We start from the raw sequence: 16636 nt of genomic DNA on the forward strand, positions 1-16636 counted from the left end.
CTTAGCGCCGGAGGACCGTGGCGGGACCAAACAGGGTATCAGCGCGCACCTCGACCAGCCGCATCAACTCGCCCGCAGGGGCGTAGGTGACGGTGACTTCGAAATTGCGCTTACGTTTCAGGTCCTCGGGGGAATAACCGCCAACGCGGCGAAAGATGCCATGACAGGTGATCAGCGGTCCGGCCTCGGTGCGGCGTGTCATCGCCAGCTCGGTCAGGCGCTTGCCATCAAAAACCCGCTGTGTCAGGTCACACAAACCTTCTGCGGGCTGATCGCGCATCACCGCAAAAAGCGCCGTCAGCGGATCAAGCGCGCCTTTCTGTTCGGCGTCGGTCACGGCGTATCTGGATTTGCGCCCCGTGTCTGGGTCACCGCGGCGTGCGACACCTCCGGAATAGGTCAGCCGTTCCTTTGACTGGCGGCGTCCGGTATTCATCTCTTCGGTATAGTTGCGTGGCTGGAACGTGTTTCCCTGCACGCGACCGTTGGATTTCAACTGAAACCAAACGCCGGACAACGCATTGACCAGGCCGGTCGTCTCGAACCGCGAGGCGACAGCATAGCGCGATCCTTTGACCGTGCCGGACAGGGCCAGATCGCCGACCTTGGCACCAAGCGCGCGCACGTCATATTGCCCTTCGGTCTGTTGTGCCGCGACAAGGCCGGGCAGGCACAGAAGCAGGAGGACCCCTATCATTCGCATCGCTTTTGATCCCTGTCGGTTCGGTACTGGACAAAGGCGATATACCCACGGCATGAAGGCACCACAACAGCAATGGCGGGGCCATGACCACTGATACTCTGTCAGACAGGATCTTGAACGGCGAGCGCCGGGCACTGGCCCGTGCCATCACTTTGGTCGAAAGCCAACGCGCCGATCATCGGGCCGAAGCGGCGGAACTGCTGGATCAGCTGCGCAAATCGGGGCGTCAGGCGATCCGCATTGGCCTGTCCGGCACGCCGGGTGTCGGCAAGTCGACCTTTATCGAAAGCTTCGGGATGTTTCTGACCGGGCAGGGGCTGCGGGTGGCGGTTCTGGCCGTTGATCCCAGTTCGGCCCGCTCAGGAGGCTCGATTCTGGGCGACAAGACCCGGATGGACCGGCTGTCGCGCGATCCCAATGCATTTATCCGCCCTTCGCCCAGTCAGGCGCATTTGGGCGGCGTGGCGCGGCGCACCCGTGAGGCGGTGAGCCTGTGCGAGGCGGCAGGGTTCGACGTGGTGCTGATCGAAACCGTGGGGGTGGGCCAGTCGGAAACCGTTGTGGCCGAAATCTCGGACCTGTTCCTGTTGCTGCTCGCGCCTGCCGGTGGCGATGAACTGCAGGGCGTCAAGCGCGGGATCATGGAGATGGCCGACCTGATCCTCGTCAACAAGGCAGATGGCGATTTGCGCCCGGCGGCGACCCGCACCTGCGCCGATTATTCCGGTGCCCTGCGCCTGTTGCGCAAGCGCCAACAGGACCCTGACGGCTATCCCCGGGCGCTGATGGTCTCGGCGCTGGAAGAGGCCGGGCTGACCAAAGCCTGGGAGGATATGACCTCGCTGGTGAACTGGCGCCGCGAGAACGGTTTCTGGGACCGCCGCCGCGCGGATCAGGCGCGCTATTGGTTCGAGCAAGAGGTACGGCACGCGCTGTTGTCCCGGCTCGAAACGGCAAAGGCGCGCAGCCATATGCATCAACTGGGCGATGAGGTAGCACAGGGTCGCCTTGCTCCGGGTATTGCGGCGGAAACTCTTCTGGCGGCGCTGGGACAGGACTGACCTTTGCGATTTGCTGCAACGGCACATGGGCCGGGCGCAATGGCAAAGATTTCGCGATACCCGTCTTGACCCTTCCGGTGATTCCTCTTACACGCATCCAACCAGTTTTCGGGCGCGCCTTTGGGCCGCGCCCTTCATGATTTGGCAGAAGTCTGACAACGGGTCAGAAGATCTGCCGCCAGATACGAAGGATGAAACCCATGTCGCGCCGTTGCGAACTGACCGGAAAAGGCCCGATGACTGGCAACAATGTCAGCCACGCCAAAAACAGAACCCGTCGCCGGTTCCTGCCCAACCTGAATGATGTGACCCTGCAGTCGGAAACCCTGAGCCGTGGCGTCAAGCTGCGGATCTCGGCTGCGGCGCTGCGCTCGGTCGATCACCGTGGTGGTCTGGACGCGTTCCTGGCAAAAGCCAAGGATGACGAACTGTCGGCCAACGCGCTGAAGGTCAAGAAAGAGATCGCGAAGGCGCAAGCCGCCACCGCCTGATCCCTGACCGGATGGACAAAATGAACCCCGCACCGGACCCGGTGCGGGGTTTTCTTGTTTGGGTCTCCTGCGCGGATCAGGACGAGAGACGGACCTGCGCAATCGCATCCTGAAACGCCGGATTGGCGATGATCGCATCCGCATAGGCATGACCCAAGGTTTGACCAGCGATGATATCCATCGGGTAATGCACCCCTCCGGTCACGCGGCCATGGCCAACCTGTTCGGCAAGATCGATAAGGGCGACCTCATGCTCGGGGAACGCCTCGGACAGGAGCCGGGCATAGACCACCGCGCGGATCGAATGGCCGCTGGGGTAGGAGGCGACCGGGCGCACGTCGCCGATCGGATTCACCGCCTCGTTCACCACGAAGGGTCGGGGCAGGTCATAAACCGATTTGAGCGCATCATAGTCAGAGCGCACCTCGTTAATCGACTGATCAATCACCGTCTTGAGCCCTGCCGCGTCGACGGTGAACATATCCGAGCCGAGGATGGGCCAGAATCTCTCGACAGTGAGCGGTGTTTCCACAAATTCGACCTGCTCCGGCGTGCGCGTCACCTGCGCCCATTCAACAATCGCCATCTGGGTGTCAAACGCGGCACTGTTCATCTCGGGCGGCGGCGGGATCAGTTCCGTCGCATTGACGCTGCCTTCGGGCAGGTATCTTTCGGTCGCGGCATAGCTCGGTTGCGCGACGCCAATCGTCAACAGGGCAAGCCCCGCGGCAAAGGCCGGGGCCGTCAGATAGCTTCTGGCTGGTGTCATGTTGATTTCTCCTTTCCCGGTCGCGCGGCGACCCTCTGTTGTGTGATCACAAGTAGATGGGAAGGTGACCCGCCGATCCCAAGCGCAGGCGACGGGTTTGGCGACAGATGAGCAAATCATCATATTGGCTTAATGCCCGCGAGATCGGTAGTTCGAGCGATCTTGCCCCTGTCAGGCGTCTGAGTCGGTCCCAGCGGTGAAGAACACCCTGCCGTCCATGATGCGGCGTTGGGTGCGGAAGGTGCTGACCGATATTGCCTCGGGGCCGTCAGGGCCTTGCAAGACCTCTGCCATCACCGGCAGAACCCCGGAGGGGTTGCCAATGCGCAAAGGCCGTGCCGCGCTGGTGATCCGGTTGACCAATGTGCCGGGAATATGCGCGGCCACGCCGGTGCACATGCCCCCGGTGAGCGTGATTGCGCGGTGGGAATTGCCCATCGAGATCAGCCGCACGCCCAGATCGTGACTGTCCGCGCCATGGGCGCTGCCATCAAGCGCGGTAAAGGTCTGTGGGGCGCCGATGATGGCGACCTTGGGGTTGGACAACGCAGCCTCTGTGACGGTTTCGGCTAGCCCCATCCTCACCGCAGCTTCGCGGCGGATGGCTTCCATCCGCGCCATGTAATCGGTATCCGCATCAAGCGCCTGTGGCATTTCGGAGGCGGTTTTACCAAGCGCTTCGGCCCGCACGAAGACCACCGGATTGGCCGCGTCCACCAGCGATGCCTCTACCGCGCCCAGCCCGGCGACCCGCAGGACATTCACAGGCTTGCCCGTCGGCAGCAGCCTGCCCGTCGCCGCGCCGCCGGGGCGCAGGAAATCAAGCGTCACGCGCGCGCCGGAGCCTGATACGCCGGGGATCGTGAAATCACCTTGTTCGACCGGCGCACCGTCTTGAACGGGAAACCGCGCGTGATAGATTTGACCGGTATTGGTGTTGAAAATCCGCACCAGAGCCTCGCCATCCTCATCTGCCCGCACCAACCCTTCCTCCACCGCGAAGGGACCGACGCAAGAGGACATGTTTCCGCAGGCCGAGCCATAATCGGCCACCGGCTGATCCACCGCGATCTGCACGAATGTATACTCCACATCCGCGTCTTTACGTGCCGAGCGGTCGACGATCACCACTTTGGACAACGAAGAAATGCCGCCACCCATGCCGTCAAGCTGCCTGCCATAGGGGTCGGGGCTGCCCAGAACCTGCAGAAAGATGCGGTCGCGCGCAGCTTGGTCGGCGGGCAGGTCGGAGCCGTTGAACACCACCGCCTTTGATGTACCGCCGCGATAGAACGTCGCCCTGATCCCCTGTCGCATCTCATGCCGCCTTTTTGCCAAGAAACGCCCGGAATGCCATCGGCAGCAAGCCGCCATGGGCAAAGATCTCGCGCTCGCGATCATTGTACAGCCGCAGGTCGAGCGGTGTCGTGTCGCTGCTGCCATCCCTGTGGTGAATGGTCAGGCTGGCCCCGGTCAGATCGTCAGAGAGGGTGATGTCATAGACCTCGGACCCATCAAGGCATAGCGTCTCGCGCGTCACACCCTCGGGGAAACAAAGCGGCGCGATGCCCATGTTCACAAGGTTCGAGCGGTGGATACGCTCGAAGCTTTCGGCAATCACGGCGCGGATACCGGCCAGCCAGGGGGCCTTGGCCGCCGTGTCGCGCGACGAGCCGCAGCCATACTCTTTGCCGCCGATCACCACCAGTTGCTGGCCACGCTCCAGATAGCTCCGGATCGCGCCGAACACCGTGGCAACCTCGCCTTCGGGCTCGATCCGGGTCCAGGACCCTTCCTTGCCGGGCACCATCTCGTTGCGCAGTCGGTAGTTGGCGAAGGTCGAGCGGATGATGACATCCGAACAGCCCCGCCGCGTGCCGAAAGAGTTGAAATCATGTGGTTCGACGCCTTTACCGATCAGGAATTGGCCCGCCTCGGAGTCGGGCGTGATCGTGCCCGAGGGTGAGATATGATCGGTTGTTACCGAGTCGCCCAGAATAACCAGCGGGCGCAATCCCGTTAGCGGCGCGACACCACCGGGATCGGGTTGAATGGTCTGCACGAAAGGCGGAAAACTGACATAGGTGCTGGGTGCCCAGTCATAACGGCCGGTACTGGTCTGCAACGCGGTCCATTCGTCATTCACGTCCCCGATTGCCTTGAAGTTGCTGATGAAATCATCCGCCGTCACATAGGTGTCGATGATCGCGTCGACCTCTTCTGCCGCAGGCCAGAGATCTTTCAGGGTCACCGGAGTGCCGTCGCGATCCATGCCAAACGCATCCTGCGAGACATCCCGCAGGATCGTGCCCATCAGCGCATAGGCCACCACCAGCGGCGGCGAGGCGATCATGTTGCGCGAAGCCAGCGGATGGATACGGCCCGCGAAGTTGCGATTGCCTGACAGTACTGCGACCCCCTTCACGTCATGCGCCCTTATCGCCGCCTCATGTTCGGGCCGCAGCGGGCCGGACATACCGTTGCAGGTCGAACAGGAGAAGGCCGCCACCTCGAACCCCAGCTTGTCGAGATCATCCTGCAATCCACTATTCTTCAGATACCGCGCCACCACACGCGAACCGGGCGCGAGCGAGGTTTTGACATGCGGTTTGACACTCAGCCCGCGCGCCACGGCGTTGCGGGCGATCAGCCCGGCCAGGATCATGTTGCGCGGGTTGGCGGTGTTGGTGCAACTGGTGACGGCGGCGATGATCACGTCGCCATCGCCGATATCGTGATCCGCGCCTTCAACCGGCACCCGGCGGGCCGCTTCCACCTCATTCTCCAGCGCCAGCGTTCTGGTCGCCTTGTCCAGATCGATCCGCTGTTCCGGCCGGGACGGACCCGAAACCGAGCGGCCAATGGCGCTGAGATCCAGCGTCACCACCTGAACGTATTCGATCCGGGCATCGACGCCCTCGGACCACATCTGCTGCGCTCTGCAATAGCTTTCGGTGTTGCGGGTCGTTTCGGCGCTGCGCCCGGTTTCGCGCTGATACCGGAGGGTGTTGGCGTCGACCGGGCAGAACACTTGGGTTGAGCCATATTCCGGTGACATATTGGCGATGGTGGCGCGGTCGGCCACGCTCAAGCGACGGTAGCTGGGGCCGAACATTTCGACAAACGTATCCACCACACCCAAAGCACGCAGCTTTTCGGCGACAACCAGCGCCACATCCGTTGCGGTGATGTCGTGCGAGGGGTCACCGATCACCTCCAGCCCGACAACCTTGGGCACGTTCACGGCGGTGGTTTCGCCAAAAAGAAGCCCTTCAGCCTCCAACCCGCCGATGCCCCAGCCGGTGATGCCAAGCGCATTGATCATCGTGGTGTGGCTGTCGGTACCCAAGCAGCTATCGGGGATCAGTACCCGCGCGTTTTCATTTGATCGCAGCACGGTCTGGCCCAGGAACTCCAGATTGACCTGATGGCAGATACCGCCGCCCGGCGGAATCACCCGCAGTCGCGGAAACCGCGCCTCGCAGGCCTTGAGAAAGGCGAACCGTTCGCGGTTCACTTCAAATTCACGCGCCATGTTTTTTTCCAGCGCAAACCGTTCGGCCCAATGGTTGATCGTCATCGCATGGTCAATCACCAGATCGACGGGTAAGCTCATGTCGACCTCCGCCGGGTTGCCGCCTTGCGCCTCGAGCCTGTCGCGCATCGCCATGATGTCGACCAGAGCCGGAATGCCCAGCATGTCATGCAGCAGCAGCCGCGCCGGACGGAATGGCACTGCGGCGCCCGTGCGGTCGGCCACCAATGCGGCATCCACGCCACCTGCGGAATGGCGCGCGGCGTTCTCTGCCAGCACCCGCAAGGAATAGGGCAGGGTGGTCAACCGATGGCCCAGCCCCTGCGCATAGTCGATTGCCTGATATTCTGTGCCTGCCACGTCAAAATACTGCACGTCTTGCCCTCCGGTCGTTCCGCGCCAGAGCTAGACAATCCACCCCCGGAACCGCAAGGTTGGACATACAGCGTTTTGCCAGAGAGAACTCATGTGCGCCACCAGAACGGAATCGGTCGAACGGGCCATGTCGATCCTGAACGCGTTTTCGGCCCAAAGCCCCGAGATGACGCTGGCACAGTTGGCCGAGGAAACCGGGCTGCACAAAAGCACCATCCTGCGGCTGACCAAATCGCTGGCGATCTATGGATTTATCCAACGCGACAGCGGCGGGGTGTTCAGCGTTGGTCCCAGTGTCTGGCGGCTGGGCCTGATTTTTCGCCGTGATTTCACACGGCGCGAACATGTGGCCCCCGCGTTGCGTATGCTGGCCGAATCCACCGGCGAGACGGCGTCATTCTATGTGCGCTCGGGCAATGAACGCGTCTGTCTTTACAGGGAAAATTCGCCCAACCTGCTGCGGTTCCATGTCGAAGAGGGGATGCGATTGCGGCTCTCTACCGGGGCCTCAGGCATGGTACTGCGCCGTTTCAGCGGCGAAGATGTAGGCGATACAGGCACCTTCAACGACGCCGGAACCGCGATGTCAGTGGGAGAGACCAATCCCAACATCTCATCCGTTTCCACCCCGGTCATTTCCCGCGACGGCGCGTTACAGGGGGCGTTGACGGTTTCGGGCCTGGCCAGCCGGTTCGACGAAGACGCCCGCAAAGCCGTGGTGCCGCTGTTGGAAAGTCTTGCCAAATCGCTGGCGGGTTGAGCGTTCTGTCTGGCGAAACTGATTTCTACCCTTCTTGATGGTCCCTATGCCAAACCGCTAGACACGCGAAACACCAACCAAGCGCCGAAGGACAGGCAAGATGCTGACACATGAGATCAACAAGGCCTTTCGTGAACGCCTGAACACTGGTGGGGCGGTGCTGATGCCCGGCGCGGCAAATGCGATGGCGGCGCGGGTGATCGAGGATCTGGGATTCGAAGCGATCTATATCTCTGGCGCGGGCGTAACCAACACGTTTTATGGTATGCCCGATCTGGGCTTCATCACTCTTACCGACATCGCGCAGCATTGCACGGCGATCCGGAACACCAGCGATCTGCCCCTTGTGGTGGATGCCGATACCGGTTTCGGCAACGCGCTGAACGTGCATCACACGGTTCGCATGCTGGAGCGGGCCGGTGCCAGCGCGATCCAGCTGGAAGATCAGGTGAACCCCAAGCGTTGCGGGCATTTCGCGGGCAAGGATGTTGTCCCGTTGGCCGAAGCGCGGAGCCGGATCAAAGCCGCCGTCGACGCGCGCCAGGACCCGAACCTGATGATTGTCGCCCGCACCGACGCCCGCGCGACCGCGTCGCTGAACGAAGCGCTCGACCGCGCCGCGGCCTTTGTCGAAGACGGCGCAGATATCACCTTTGTCGAAGCGCCGGTCTCCGAGGAGGAAATCCGCGAAATCCCGCAACGATTGCAGGGCACACCACAGTTGGTCAATCTGGTGGTTGGCGGCAAAACCCCGATCCTTGATTTCGACGCGCTCAACCGAATGGGTTACGGGCTGGTGCTTTATGCAAATGTAGCACTGCAGGGCGCGCTCTATGGCATGGTCGGCGCGCTGTCGCAGCTAAAGACCGACGGGATCATGACCGAGGACGGGCCGCTTGCCGGGTTCCGGATGCGGCAGGAGGTGGTACGCAAGGATCACTATGACGCATTGGAGCGGAAATACACCTGACAGGTGATGTCGTCCCCCTGTGTTGCCTTGTGGGAGCAGCCCATACGGGCCGCGTACAAGGTGCGACAAATGGACCCTCTGGCGCTGATCCGCCCAGAGTGGTCACCTTCACAGATCGCTGAATTCCTAGTATTTAAATGACTTTAGTCAAGCGCCTGCACATTTTGCGCAATTGATCGAAGAGCTTCGTAGCTCACGCGATGTTGACATGGCAAGCGCCTCGTCGACATGCTAAACATCACCCAGCAAAGCTGAAAATGTTTCAGATAAGGGACTCCTGACAATGACCTCTGTGACACCTGCCTGTCTCTCGCAAGGCCGTTCCCGGCTTGGACGCATCTGTTTGATGATGACGCTCGTGGCTGTCGGATGGATCGCTGGCGGCAGCCTGCCCGCGACGGCGCAGGACACCGCGCCGATCCCGGTGAAGTTGTTTGCGCTGGACGCGGTCGAAGAGGTCCGGACCCGTACCTTCTTCGGCAAGGTCGTTGCAAAGGAAACGGTGGATCTGGCGTTTCAGGTCGGTGGTCAGATCGTCAAGTTCCCGGCCGTCGAGGGCGAAATCGTCCCCAAGGGCGCATTGATCGCGCAACTGGATCAGGAACCCTTCGAGCTGAGCCTCACACGCGCCACCCTGGCAGACGAGCAGGCCGAGCGCGACCTGGTCCGGATGAAACGCCTGGAAGGCAGCGCGGTCAGTCGCGTGTCGCTTGAGAATGCGCAAACCAACGCCGAACTGACCGTTGTGCAGCTCAGGGAAGCGGAATATGCGCTGCGGCAATCGACTCTGCTGGCACCCTTCGACGCGTTGGTGGCCTATCGCGAGGTCGCCAATTTTACCAGCGTATCGCCTGGCACTCACGTGATCCGCGTGCATGACATGTCAGAACTGCGCATCGAGATTGATGTCCCCGAAATTCTGTTCCAGCGGGTCAACGACAAGGCTGACGTGACGCTGCAGGCGAAATTCCCGGCCAGCGACACGCTGTTCCCGCTGGTGATCCGCGAAGTGAATGCCGAGACATCGCAGATCGGCCAGACCTTTCGGGTGACGCTGGGCATGGCGCCGCCCGAGGGGATGCAGCTGTTTCCCGGTTCCTCTGTCCGTGTTCTGGCCACCATAGCCCGCGCGCAAGGCGTGATGCGGATTCCGGCATCGGCCGTGTCTACGGGGGATGGCGGGGCCACATCGGTCTATGTCTTCGACAGTGCGGATGGCGAAACCGGCAACCTGCGCAGCGTGCCCGTTGAACTGGCCGTTGGCCGCGATGGCGGTTTCGAGGTGCGCGAGGGCCTCAATCCGGGGGACGAGATCGTGGCCGCCGGGGTGTCGGTTCTGACGGATGGCGCATTGGTTCGTCGTTTCACCGAATTCCGCCAGTAAGGACAGATCATGCAGATCGCGCGTTTCAGCATCAACAATCCGATTGCGACCTGGATCGTCATCCTGACCTGTCTTTTCGGCGGGATTGTCGGGTTCTTTTCCCTCGGCAGGTTGGAAGACCCGGCCTTCACGATCAAGACCGCGACGGTGGTCACGCTTTATCCCGGCGCGACGGCCGACGAGGTCGCACGCGAGGTGACCGAGAACATAGAGAGCGAAGTCCAGAAGATGTCCGAGGTCGACAAGATCACCTCGGTCAACACGCCGGGTCTGTCGGTGGTCAAGGTCGATATCAAGAAGCACTTTCCCAGCAGCGCTCTGCCTGCGGTCTGGACCAAACTGCGCGCTCGGGTGGACGATGCCACCCCGTTTCTGCCCGATGGGGCGAACCCGCCTTACGTCAATGACCGCTATGGCGATGTGTTCGGCATCTATTTCGCCGTCACCGCCCCCGATTTCACCGACCGCGAACGCCATGAGCTTGCGACCTTCATCCGGCGCGAGCTGCTGGCGGTCAAAGGGGTGGCGGATGTGGCGCTCAGCGGATTGCCCGAAGAAGCGATCTATGTGCAGCCCGATCTGGACCTGACTGCAAATCTGGGCGTTCCGCCAGCGGTGATCGGTCAGAACATCGCAACCGCAAACGCTCTGGCTGATGCCGGGCGGGCAAACGGAATCCGGATCAATCGGCCAGACGGGTCGAACACGGTCGAGGAAATCCAGAACCTGACCATTGGCGTCAACGGCGAGCTGGTGCGCCTCGCCGATGTCGCAAGCGTCGAGCGCAGCCGGGTCGCGGATCCCACGCTCATCATACGTCAGGACGGGGTCGAGGCCTTTACCGTAGGTGTCGCGGGCATCCAGACAGAAAACATCGTCGAAGTGGGATACCGCGTTGATCAAAGGCTGGCCGAGCTGCGGTCGAGCATCCCCGCAGGTGTCGAACTAAGCCCGATCTACCAGCAGCACTTGATCGTTGACGAAGCATCGAATGCCTTTCTAATCAACCTTGCCATGTCGGTCGTCATCGTGATCGTGGTGCTCGCGCTCGCCATGGGCTGGCGCGCGGCAATCGTGGTGGGAACGACGCTGCTGCTGACGGTGACGGGTACCATCCTGATGATGTCGATCTTCTCGATCGAGATGGAGCGGATCAGTCTGGGCGCGCTCATCATCGCGATGGGGATGCTGGTGGACAACGCCATTGTGATCGCCGAGGGGATGCAGACCGATATGGCGCGCGGCAAATCCTCGCGCGATGCGGCCGCCAACAGCGCGGACAAGACCCAGATCCCGCTGCTGGGCGCCACCGTGATCGGGATCATGGCCTTTGCCGGAATCGGGCTGAGCCCCGACGATACCGGCGAATTCCTGTTCTCGCTCTTTGCGGTGATCGGGCTGTCTCTGATGCTGTCCTGGATTCTGGCGATCACCGTGACGCCTCTGCTGGGGCACTATTGCTTCAAGATCGGCAGCGGTGGCGAGAGCGACGCCTATGACGCGCCGATGTTCCGCATCTTCGCATCGGTTCTGGGTGCGGCCATTCGGGTCCGCTGGCTGGTAATCGTGTCGCTTGTTGCATTGACCGCTGTCTGCTTTGCGGCGTTTGGCAGCGTCAAACAGCAGTTCTTCCCCTATTCCAACACGCCGCTTTTCTTCATCCACTACAAGCTGGCGCAGGGAACCAAGATCCAGAAGACCTCGGAGGATATGAAGCGGATCGAAGCCTGGCTCGCCGAGCAGGACGAAGTCGTGAACATGACTACTTTTGTGGGTGATGGTGCCAGCCGGTTCATGCTGACCTATCCCACCGAAGACCCCAATATCAGCTACGGCCAGATTATCGTGCGCGTCGACAACGTTGAAAACATTGCTCCGCTCAGCGCCCGAGCCGAGGCCTTTGGCCGCGAGAATCTGCCCGAGGGTGAGTTCCGGACCAAGCGCCTGCTTTTCGGTCCCGGCAGTGGCAGCCCGATCCAGCTGCGTATCTCGGGCCCCGACCCGACCGAACTGCGCCGCCTGAGCAAAGAGGCGATGGCCGTGCTGACGCAGACCTCCGACAAGCTGACCACTCTGCGCACTGACTGGCGTGAACGCGAGGCGGCCATCATTCCTCTGTTCTCAGAGGACCGCGCCCGCACCGCAGGCATCACCCGCAGCGATATGGCCGAGGTGCTTCTATTCGCGACAGAAGGCATAACAAGCGGCGTTTTCCGCGATGGCGACCGGCTGTTGCCGATCTATGTCCGGGTCGATCCCGATGACCCTTCGGTGCTGTTGGATCAGCTGATCTACTCTGACACGGCAGATCAATTCGTGCCGCTGGCTCAGGTGTCGGACGGGTTCGACTTCGAAATGCAGGACACATTGTACCACCGCCGCAACCGGCTACCGACCATCACCGTATCCGGTGATGTCAGCCCTGATGTGACGCCAGCAGAGGTCCAAAGCACGATAATGGATGCCGTCGAAGCGATACCGTTGCCGCTGGGATACAGCATGGAATGGGGCGGCGAGTACGAAGATTCCGCCAATGCCAATGAAAACCTTGCCCGCCAGTTACCGCTGTCGCTGCTGGTGATGGTCCTGATTTCGATCTTCCTGTTCAACGCGCTGCGTCAGCCGCTTATCATCTGGCTTCTGGTGCCGATGTCGGTCAATGGGGTAGTGATCGGATTGCTGGTGACCGGTATGCCGTTCAGCTTTACCGCGCTGCTGGGTCTGCTCAGCCTGTCGGGGATGCTGATCAAGAACGGTATCGTTCTAGTGGAAGAAATCGACCACGTCCGCGAAACCGGAAAACCGCTGCAGGAGGCGATCGTCGAAGCCTCGGTCTCGCGGATGCGGCCGGTTATGCTGGCGGCGGCGACGACCATTCTGGGTATGCTGCCATTGCTGACCGACGAGTTCTTCCAGTCGATGGCCGTGACCATCATGGGCGGTCTGGCCTTTGCCTCGATCCTGACGCTGATCGCGGCACCGGTCTTCTACTATGTGCTCTTCTCACGTGATGCCAAGCGTGAGGAGGCAGTCGCGGAACCCGCGTGATGCGGGGCAGGGGGGGGTGGTTTCGCCTCCTGCCCGCCTTGGTCATCGTGCTGGTGGGTATCGGCTGCGCGCCCAAACGCGCGCTGCCGCCACCGGACGCCGCCACTTATGAGAGCTTTGAGCCGGTGGGCATGCCACCGGATATCCGCTACTACGCCGATGATTTCGAGGTGGACAAATCTCAGGTCATCGCCGAATTCCGCGCTGCGGTGTCGCGCGAAAAGGACGCGGACGGTGTGCAATTGCTCGCCCTGTCGGGTGGCGGGGCGGATGGCGCTTATGGGGCAGGGGTGCTCAACGGCTGGTCTCGCAGCGGTCGGCGGCCCGAATTCGATGTGGTCACCGGCATCTCGACCGGCGCGATCATCGCCCCCTTTGCCTTTCTGGGCTCCGACTATGATCCGCCACTGCGCGAGTTCTATACCGAGACCCGCACAGCGGATGTGGCGCAGTTGCGCATTCTGGACGCGCTGATCTCGGGTCGAACCATCGCAAATGTCACGCCGCTGAAAAAGAAGATCAACCGCGAGATGACCGACCAGTTAATCCGCGAGATTGCCCAGGAACATGCGCGCGGCCGCCGCCTGTTTGTTGGCACCACCAATATCGACGCCGAGCGACCGGTCCTGTGGGATGTCGGTGCCATCGCGTCCGTGGGCACACCGCAAGCGCATCAGCTGGTCCGTTCCGTCATCCTCGCCTCGGCCTCGATCCCGCTGGTTTTTGATCCGGTGCCGATCCAGGTCAGCAATGGTCACGAGGTGCGGCAGGAGATGCATGTGGACGGCGCGCTGACGCAGCAGATCTTTGCCTACCCGCCGGGCCTGCCGGTGAAACAGACCCTGCGCGAACTTGGATATGCGAACAAGGCCAACACGATCTGGCTGATCCACAACAAACGGCTGGAACCACGCTATCGTGAACAGGACCTGCGCTTGTCCAAGATGGTGGACCGTACCCTGGGCACGCTTGTCCGGTCCCAGGGGCTGGGTGACATTGCCGCGATCACTGCATTGGCCAAACGTGACGATCTGCGCCTGCGTGGCCTTGCAGTGCCAGTCGGGTTCCAGACGGAACCAAAAGAGTTTTTTGACCCGGGCTACATGCGTGCGCTTTATACTCAGGGCTATGCCGACGGGCTGCGGCCCGACAGCTGGCGCGCCGATCTCAAAGAGATTTTCCTCGCCAGGTAAATGCCGTTACGGCACTGGTTTACGCTAGCTATTGTCAAAACGAGACCTTGTTCTTATTTCTGAAAAAAATTCAGATACGTTCAGGTGTGCTATGCAATCTGCCAAATCCAAACGGCGCCAGGAACCCGTCAGAATCCCACGCCAGGCACGGGCTCAAAAGCGAGTCGAACAAATCCTTCTGGCCGCAAAGTCTGTTGTCGCGCGCAAGGGATACAACGATCTCAAGATGACCGATGTTGCCCACGAGGCCGGTATCACGATCAGTTCAATGTACCAGTATTTCCCCAACAAAGGCGCGGTGATTTCGGCGATCTGCGAAGAATACCTGAGCCAGCAGCGCAGCAATCTCAAAGCAGCATTCCGCACGCCTCCGGGGACGCTGGAAGAGGTCGTCGACAGGATGGATATCCTGATGCAGAGCTATTATCAGACCTTGCGCGGCGACCGGGTTCTCAAAAAGATATGGTCTGGTGCGGCCTCGGACAAGTCGGTCCTGTCGGCAGAATTTGATGATACTCTGGACAATGTCGAAACGGTCCACGCCGCCGCGCGGCACTTCGTTTCGAATGACAAGCTGGCGGAGTTCAGAAAGACACTGACTGTGCTCTTTGGCTTTGCCAACGCGGCCGTGAACCAGGCGGTGGATCTCGACGATACTGAAGGTCAACGCACAATAGAGATCGCAACAAGAATGCTGCGCGCCTCGTGGAATGCAGGTATTCACCCGCTTGCCGAAATCCGATCCGACCACGTAAGCGCTTGACATCCCGAGTCAAGTGATCTTCAACGCCTCTTACTGGATTGATATTACCATAATTCAGATTATGCAGTTATCATGTGTAGTCGAAAAGCCGTAATGTCACCCATCAGCAATTCAGAAGTGTCACTCTGCCCTCAAAACAAGACGAGGATGAGCGGACATGGGATGGGTGATGATGAGCGAGCGCGAGTTGAACCGCGTGGAGGTAATGCGGCGAACCTGCTGGGTCTGACACGGCGGCAAGTATTCCGGCTTCTGAAGCGATACCGCCAAGACGGCGCATCCGCGATCCGTCATAAGGCGTGCGGCAAGCCTCCGAACAACCGGATCCGCAAAGCGAAGCGCGACTATGCTCTGTGTCTGATCAAAGAGAATTACCCGGATTTCGGCGCGACACTGGCGGGTGAGATACTGACCAAGCATCACGGGTTCAAAGTGTCTCGTGAGACCTTGCGCAAATGGATGATTGAAGACGGCATTTGGCTGTCGCGTAAACAGCGCCGGACATTTCACCAGCCGCGTCTGCGCCGAGAATGCTATGGCGAACTGATCCAGATCGACGGCTCCGATCATCGTTGGTTTGAGGGTCGCGCGCTGCCTTGCATCCTGCTCGTTTTCATTGATGACGCCACCAGCATGTTGATGGAGCTGCGGTTAGTGAAGTCGGAAAGCACGTTCAGCTATTTCGAGGCCTTGGAAAGCTATCTCCTGAAGCATGGACGGCCCGTGGCTTTCTACTGCGACAAACACACGGTGTTCAGTGCGTCCAAGACAGACGACAGGAACGGCGCAGGCATGACCCCAATTCGGGCGGGCGTTGAATGAACTGAACATCGAGATTCTGTGTGCAAACAGCTCTCAGGCCAAAGGCCGGGTTGAACGGGCGAACCGGACGCTTCAGGACCGGCTTGTCAAAGATCTGAGGCTGGCGGGCATTTCGGACATGGAAGCCGGAAACGGCTTTCTTGAAGGCTTCAAAGCCCGCTTCAACGGCAAGTTTTCCAAGGCCCCGGCCAAAGCGGACAACCTGCACCGCGCGCTAAATGTAGAGCCGGACAAGCTGGCTGAAGTGCTGTGCTGGCGCGAGAACCGCTAAGTCGGCAAGCAGCTCACATTCTCTTATGACCGCAAGCGGATCATGCTGGAAGAGAACGACCTGTCACGCGCTCTGGTCGGCAAATATGTGGATACCTATGCCTTTACGGATGGCCGGTTTGAGGTGCGCTGGAAAGGCCAGGCCCTGCCCTACAGAGTCTTTGATATGGACCAGCGCGTCACCCATGCTGTCGTCACCGAGAACAAATGGCTCAGTGCGGTTCTGGCTCATGTCAAATAGCTACAGGAGTAGGTGGCGCCCAAGCCCAAGGTGCGGACCAATTCCGAGAAGATGAGGTATAAGCCCAAAGCCCGAAAGAGGGTTGGGCCAGAGATTACCGTAGCAAGTGAATGAGTTGTAGTGGTTCAGATGTGATCTGACAGTTGACCGTTGTTCTGTCCGCTGCGGACGAGTTCCAGGACAAGACAACACGGCCGAACCAGCTCTGGCAGACCGACTTTACCTATTTGAAGGTGATCGGCTGGGGATGG

Annotated in this window: 12 protein-coding genes and 1 pseudogene; 9 read left to right on the top strand and 4 right to left on the bottom strand. The window is 60.6% G+C overall.

The genetic code is table 11. The features are described from left to right. Position 1 precedes the first annotated feature (1 nt). Positions 2–697, bottom strand: coding sequence for a DUF3108 domain-containing protein (locus M3P21_RS16425; RefSeq protein WP_249711598.1), 696 nt, complete (start codon positions 695–697; stop codon positions 2–4). 89 nt (positions 698–786) lie between these two features. On the opposite strand from M3P21_RS16425, the gene meaB reads away from it, so the two are divergent. Continuing rightward, the gene (meaB, locus tag M3P21_RS16430) at positions 787–1764 is read left to right on the top strand and encodes a methylmalonyl Co-A mutase-associated GTPase MeaB (protein ID WP_249711600.1); all 978 of its coding nucleotides are present in this window, start codon (positions 787–789) and stop codon (positions 1762–1764) included. 200 nt (positions 1765–1964) lie between these two features. Next, entirely contained in the window at positions 1965–2255 is a 291-nt protein-coding gene (gene rpmB, locus M3P21_RS16435; protein WP_249711602.1) for a 50S ribosomal protein L28, read from the top strand. A gap of 76 nt (positions 2256–2331) precedes the next feature. Here rpmB and M3P21_RS16440 read toward each other — a convergent pair whose 3' ends face one another. From M3P21_RS16440 to acnA, 3 genes are all read right to left on the bottom strand, one after another. Next, positions 2332–3024 (bottom strand): phosphatase PAP2 family protein, encoded by a 693-nt coding sequence (locus M3P21_RS16440; RefSeq protein ID WP_249711604.1) that lies wholly within the window; start codon positions 3022–3024, stop codon positions 2332–2334. Positions 3025–3195: 171 nt separating this feature from the next. Then, positions 3196–4341: a 2-methylaconitate cis-trans isomerase PrpF family protein gene (locus tag M3P21_RS16445; protein ID WP_249711606.1), complete on the bottom strand. Its 1146-nt coding sequence runs from the start codon at positions 4339–4341 to the stop codon at positions 3196–3198. 1 nt (position 4342) lies between these two features. Further along, the gene (acnA, locus tag M3P21_RS16450) at positions 4343–6934 is read right to left on the bottom strand and encodes an aconitate hydratase AcnA (RefSeq protein WP_249711608.1); all 2592 of its coding nucleotides are present in this window, start codon (positions 6932–6934) and stop codon (positions 4343–4345) included. Positions 6935–7025: 91 nt separating this feature from the next. On the opposite strand from acnA, the gene M3P21_RS16455 reads away from it, so the two are divergent. From M3P21_RS16455 to M3P21_RS16485, 7 genes and pseudogenes are all read left to right on the top strand, one after another. Next, positions 7026–7694, top strand: coding sequence for an IclR family transcriptional regulator (locus M3P21_RS16455; protein ID WP_249711610.1), 669 nt, complete (start codon positions 7026–7028; stop codon positions 7692–7694). A gap of 100 nt (positions 7695–7794) precedes the next feature. Next, positions 7795–8664 carry an isocitrate lyase/PEP mutase family protein gene (locus M3P21_RS16460; protein ID WP_249711611.1) on the top strand — a complete coding sequence of 290 codons (870 nt, stop codon included), beginning with the start codon at positions 7795–7797 and terminating at the stop codon, positions 8662–8664. Positions 8665–9010: 346 nt separating this feature from the next. Next, positions 9011–10048 carry an efflux RND transporter periplasmic adaptor subunit gene (locus M3P21_RS16465; RefSeq protein WP_249711613.1) on the top strand — a complete coding sequence of 346 codons (1038 nt, stop codon included), beginning with the start codon at positions 9011–9013 and terminating at the stop codon, positions 10046–10048. A 9-nt stretch (positions 10049–10057) separates the two neighbouring features. Next, positions 10058–13096, top strand: a complete 3039-nt coding sequence (locus M3P21_RS16470; RefSeq protein WP_249711615.1) for an efflux RND transporter permease subunit — start codon at positions 10058–10060, stop codon at positions 13094–13096. Next, positions 13096–14289: a patatin-like phospholipase family protein gene (locus tag M3P21_RS16475; RefSeq protein WP_249711616.1), complete on the top strand. Its 1194-nt coding sequence runs from the start codon at positions 13096–13098 to the stop codon at positions 14287–14289. The genes M3P21_RS16470 and M3P21_RS16475 overlap by 1 nt, the downstream gene beginning before the upstream one ends. 91 nt (positions 14290–14380) lie before the next feature. Further along, the gene (locus M3P21_RS16480; RefSeq protein ID WP_283781014.1) at positions 14381–15052 is read left to right on the top strand and encodes a TetR/AcrR family transcriptional regulator; all 672 of its coding nucleotides are present in this window, start codon (positions 14381–14383) and stop codon (positions 15050–15052) included. Between the two features lie 157 nt (positions 15053–15209). Then, positions 15210–16463: pseudogene (locus M3P21_RS16485) on the top strand (ISNCY family transposase); the annotation flags it as partial. Positions 16464–16636: the final 173 nt, after the last annotated feature.

The organism is Ruegeria spongiae (assembly GCF_023502395.1).
GTDB lineage: Bacteria > Pseudomonadota > Alphaproteobacteria > Rhodobacterales > Rhodobacteraceae > Ruegeria_C > Ruegeria_C spongiae.

Bases quoted from the DNA above. Each gene is read 5' to 3' on its own strand.
- M3P21_RS16425 (WP_249711598.1), bottom strand. From the start codon at position 697: ATGATAGGGGTCCTCCTGCTTCTGTGCCTGCCCGGCCTTGTCGCGGCA.
- meaB (WP_249711600.1), top strand. From the start codon at position 787: ATGACCACTGATACTCTGTCAGACAGGATCTTGAACGGCGAGCGCCGG.
- rpmB (WP_249711602.1), top strand. From the start codon at position 1,965: ATGTCGCGCCGTTGCGAACTGACCGGAAAAGGCCCGATGACTGGCAAC.
- M3P21_RS16440 (WP_249711604.1), bottom strand. From the start codon at position 3,024: ATGACACCAGCCAGAAGCTATCTGACGGCCCCGGCCTTTGCCGCGGGG.
- M3P21_RS16445 (WP_249711606.1), bottom strand. From the start codon at position 4,341: ATGCGACAGGGGATCAGGGCGACGTTCTATCGCGGCGGTACATCAAAG.
- M3P21_RS16455 (WP_249711610.1), top strand. From the start codon at position 7,026: ATGTGCGCCACCAGAACGGAATCGGTCGAACGGGCCATGTCGATCCTG.
- M3P21_RS16460 (WP_249711611.1), top strand. From the start codon at position 7,795: ATGCTGACACATGAGATCAACAAGGCCTTTCGTGAACGCCTGAACACT.
- M3P21_RS16465 (WP_249711613.1), top strand. From the start codon at position 9,011: ATGATGACGCTCGTGGCTGTCGGATGGATCGCTGGCGGCAGCCTGCCC.
- M3P21_RS16470 (WP_249711615.1), top strand. From the start codon at position 10,058: ATGCAGATCGCGCGTTTCAGCATCAACAATCCGATTGCGACCTGGATC.
- M3P21_RS16475 (WP_249711616.1), top strand. From the start codon at position 13,096: ATGCGGGGCAGGGGGGGGTGGTTTCGCCTCCTGCCCGCCTTGGTCATC.
- M3P21_RS16480 (WP_283781014.1), top strand. From the start codon at position 14,381: ATGCAATCTGCCAAATCCAAACGGCGCCAGGAACCCGTCAGAATCCCA.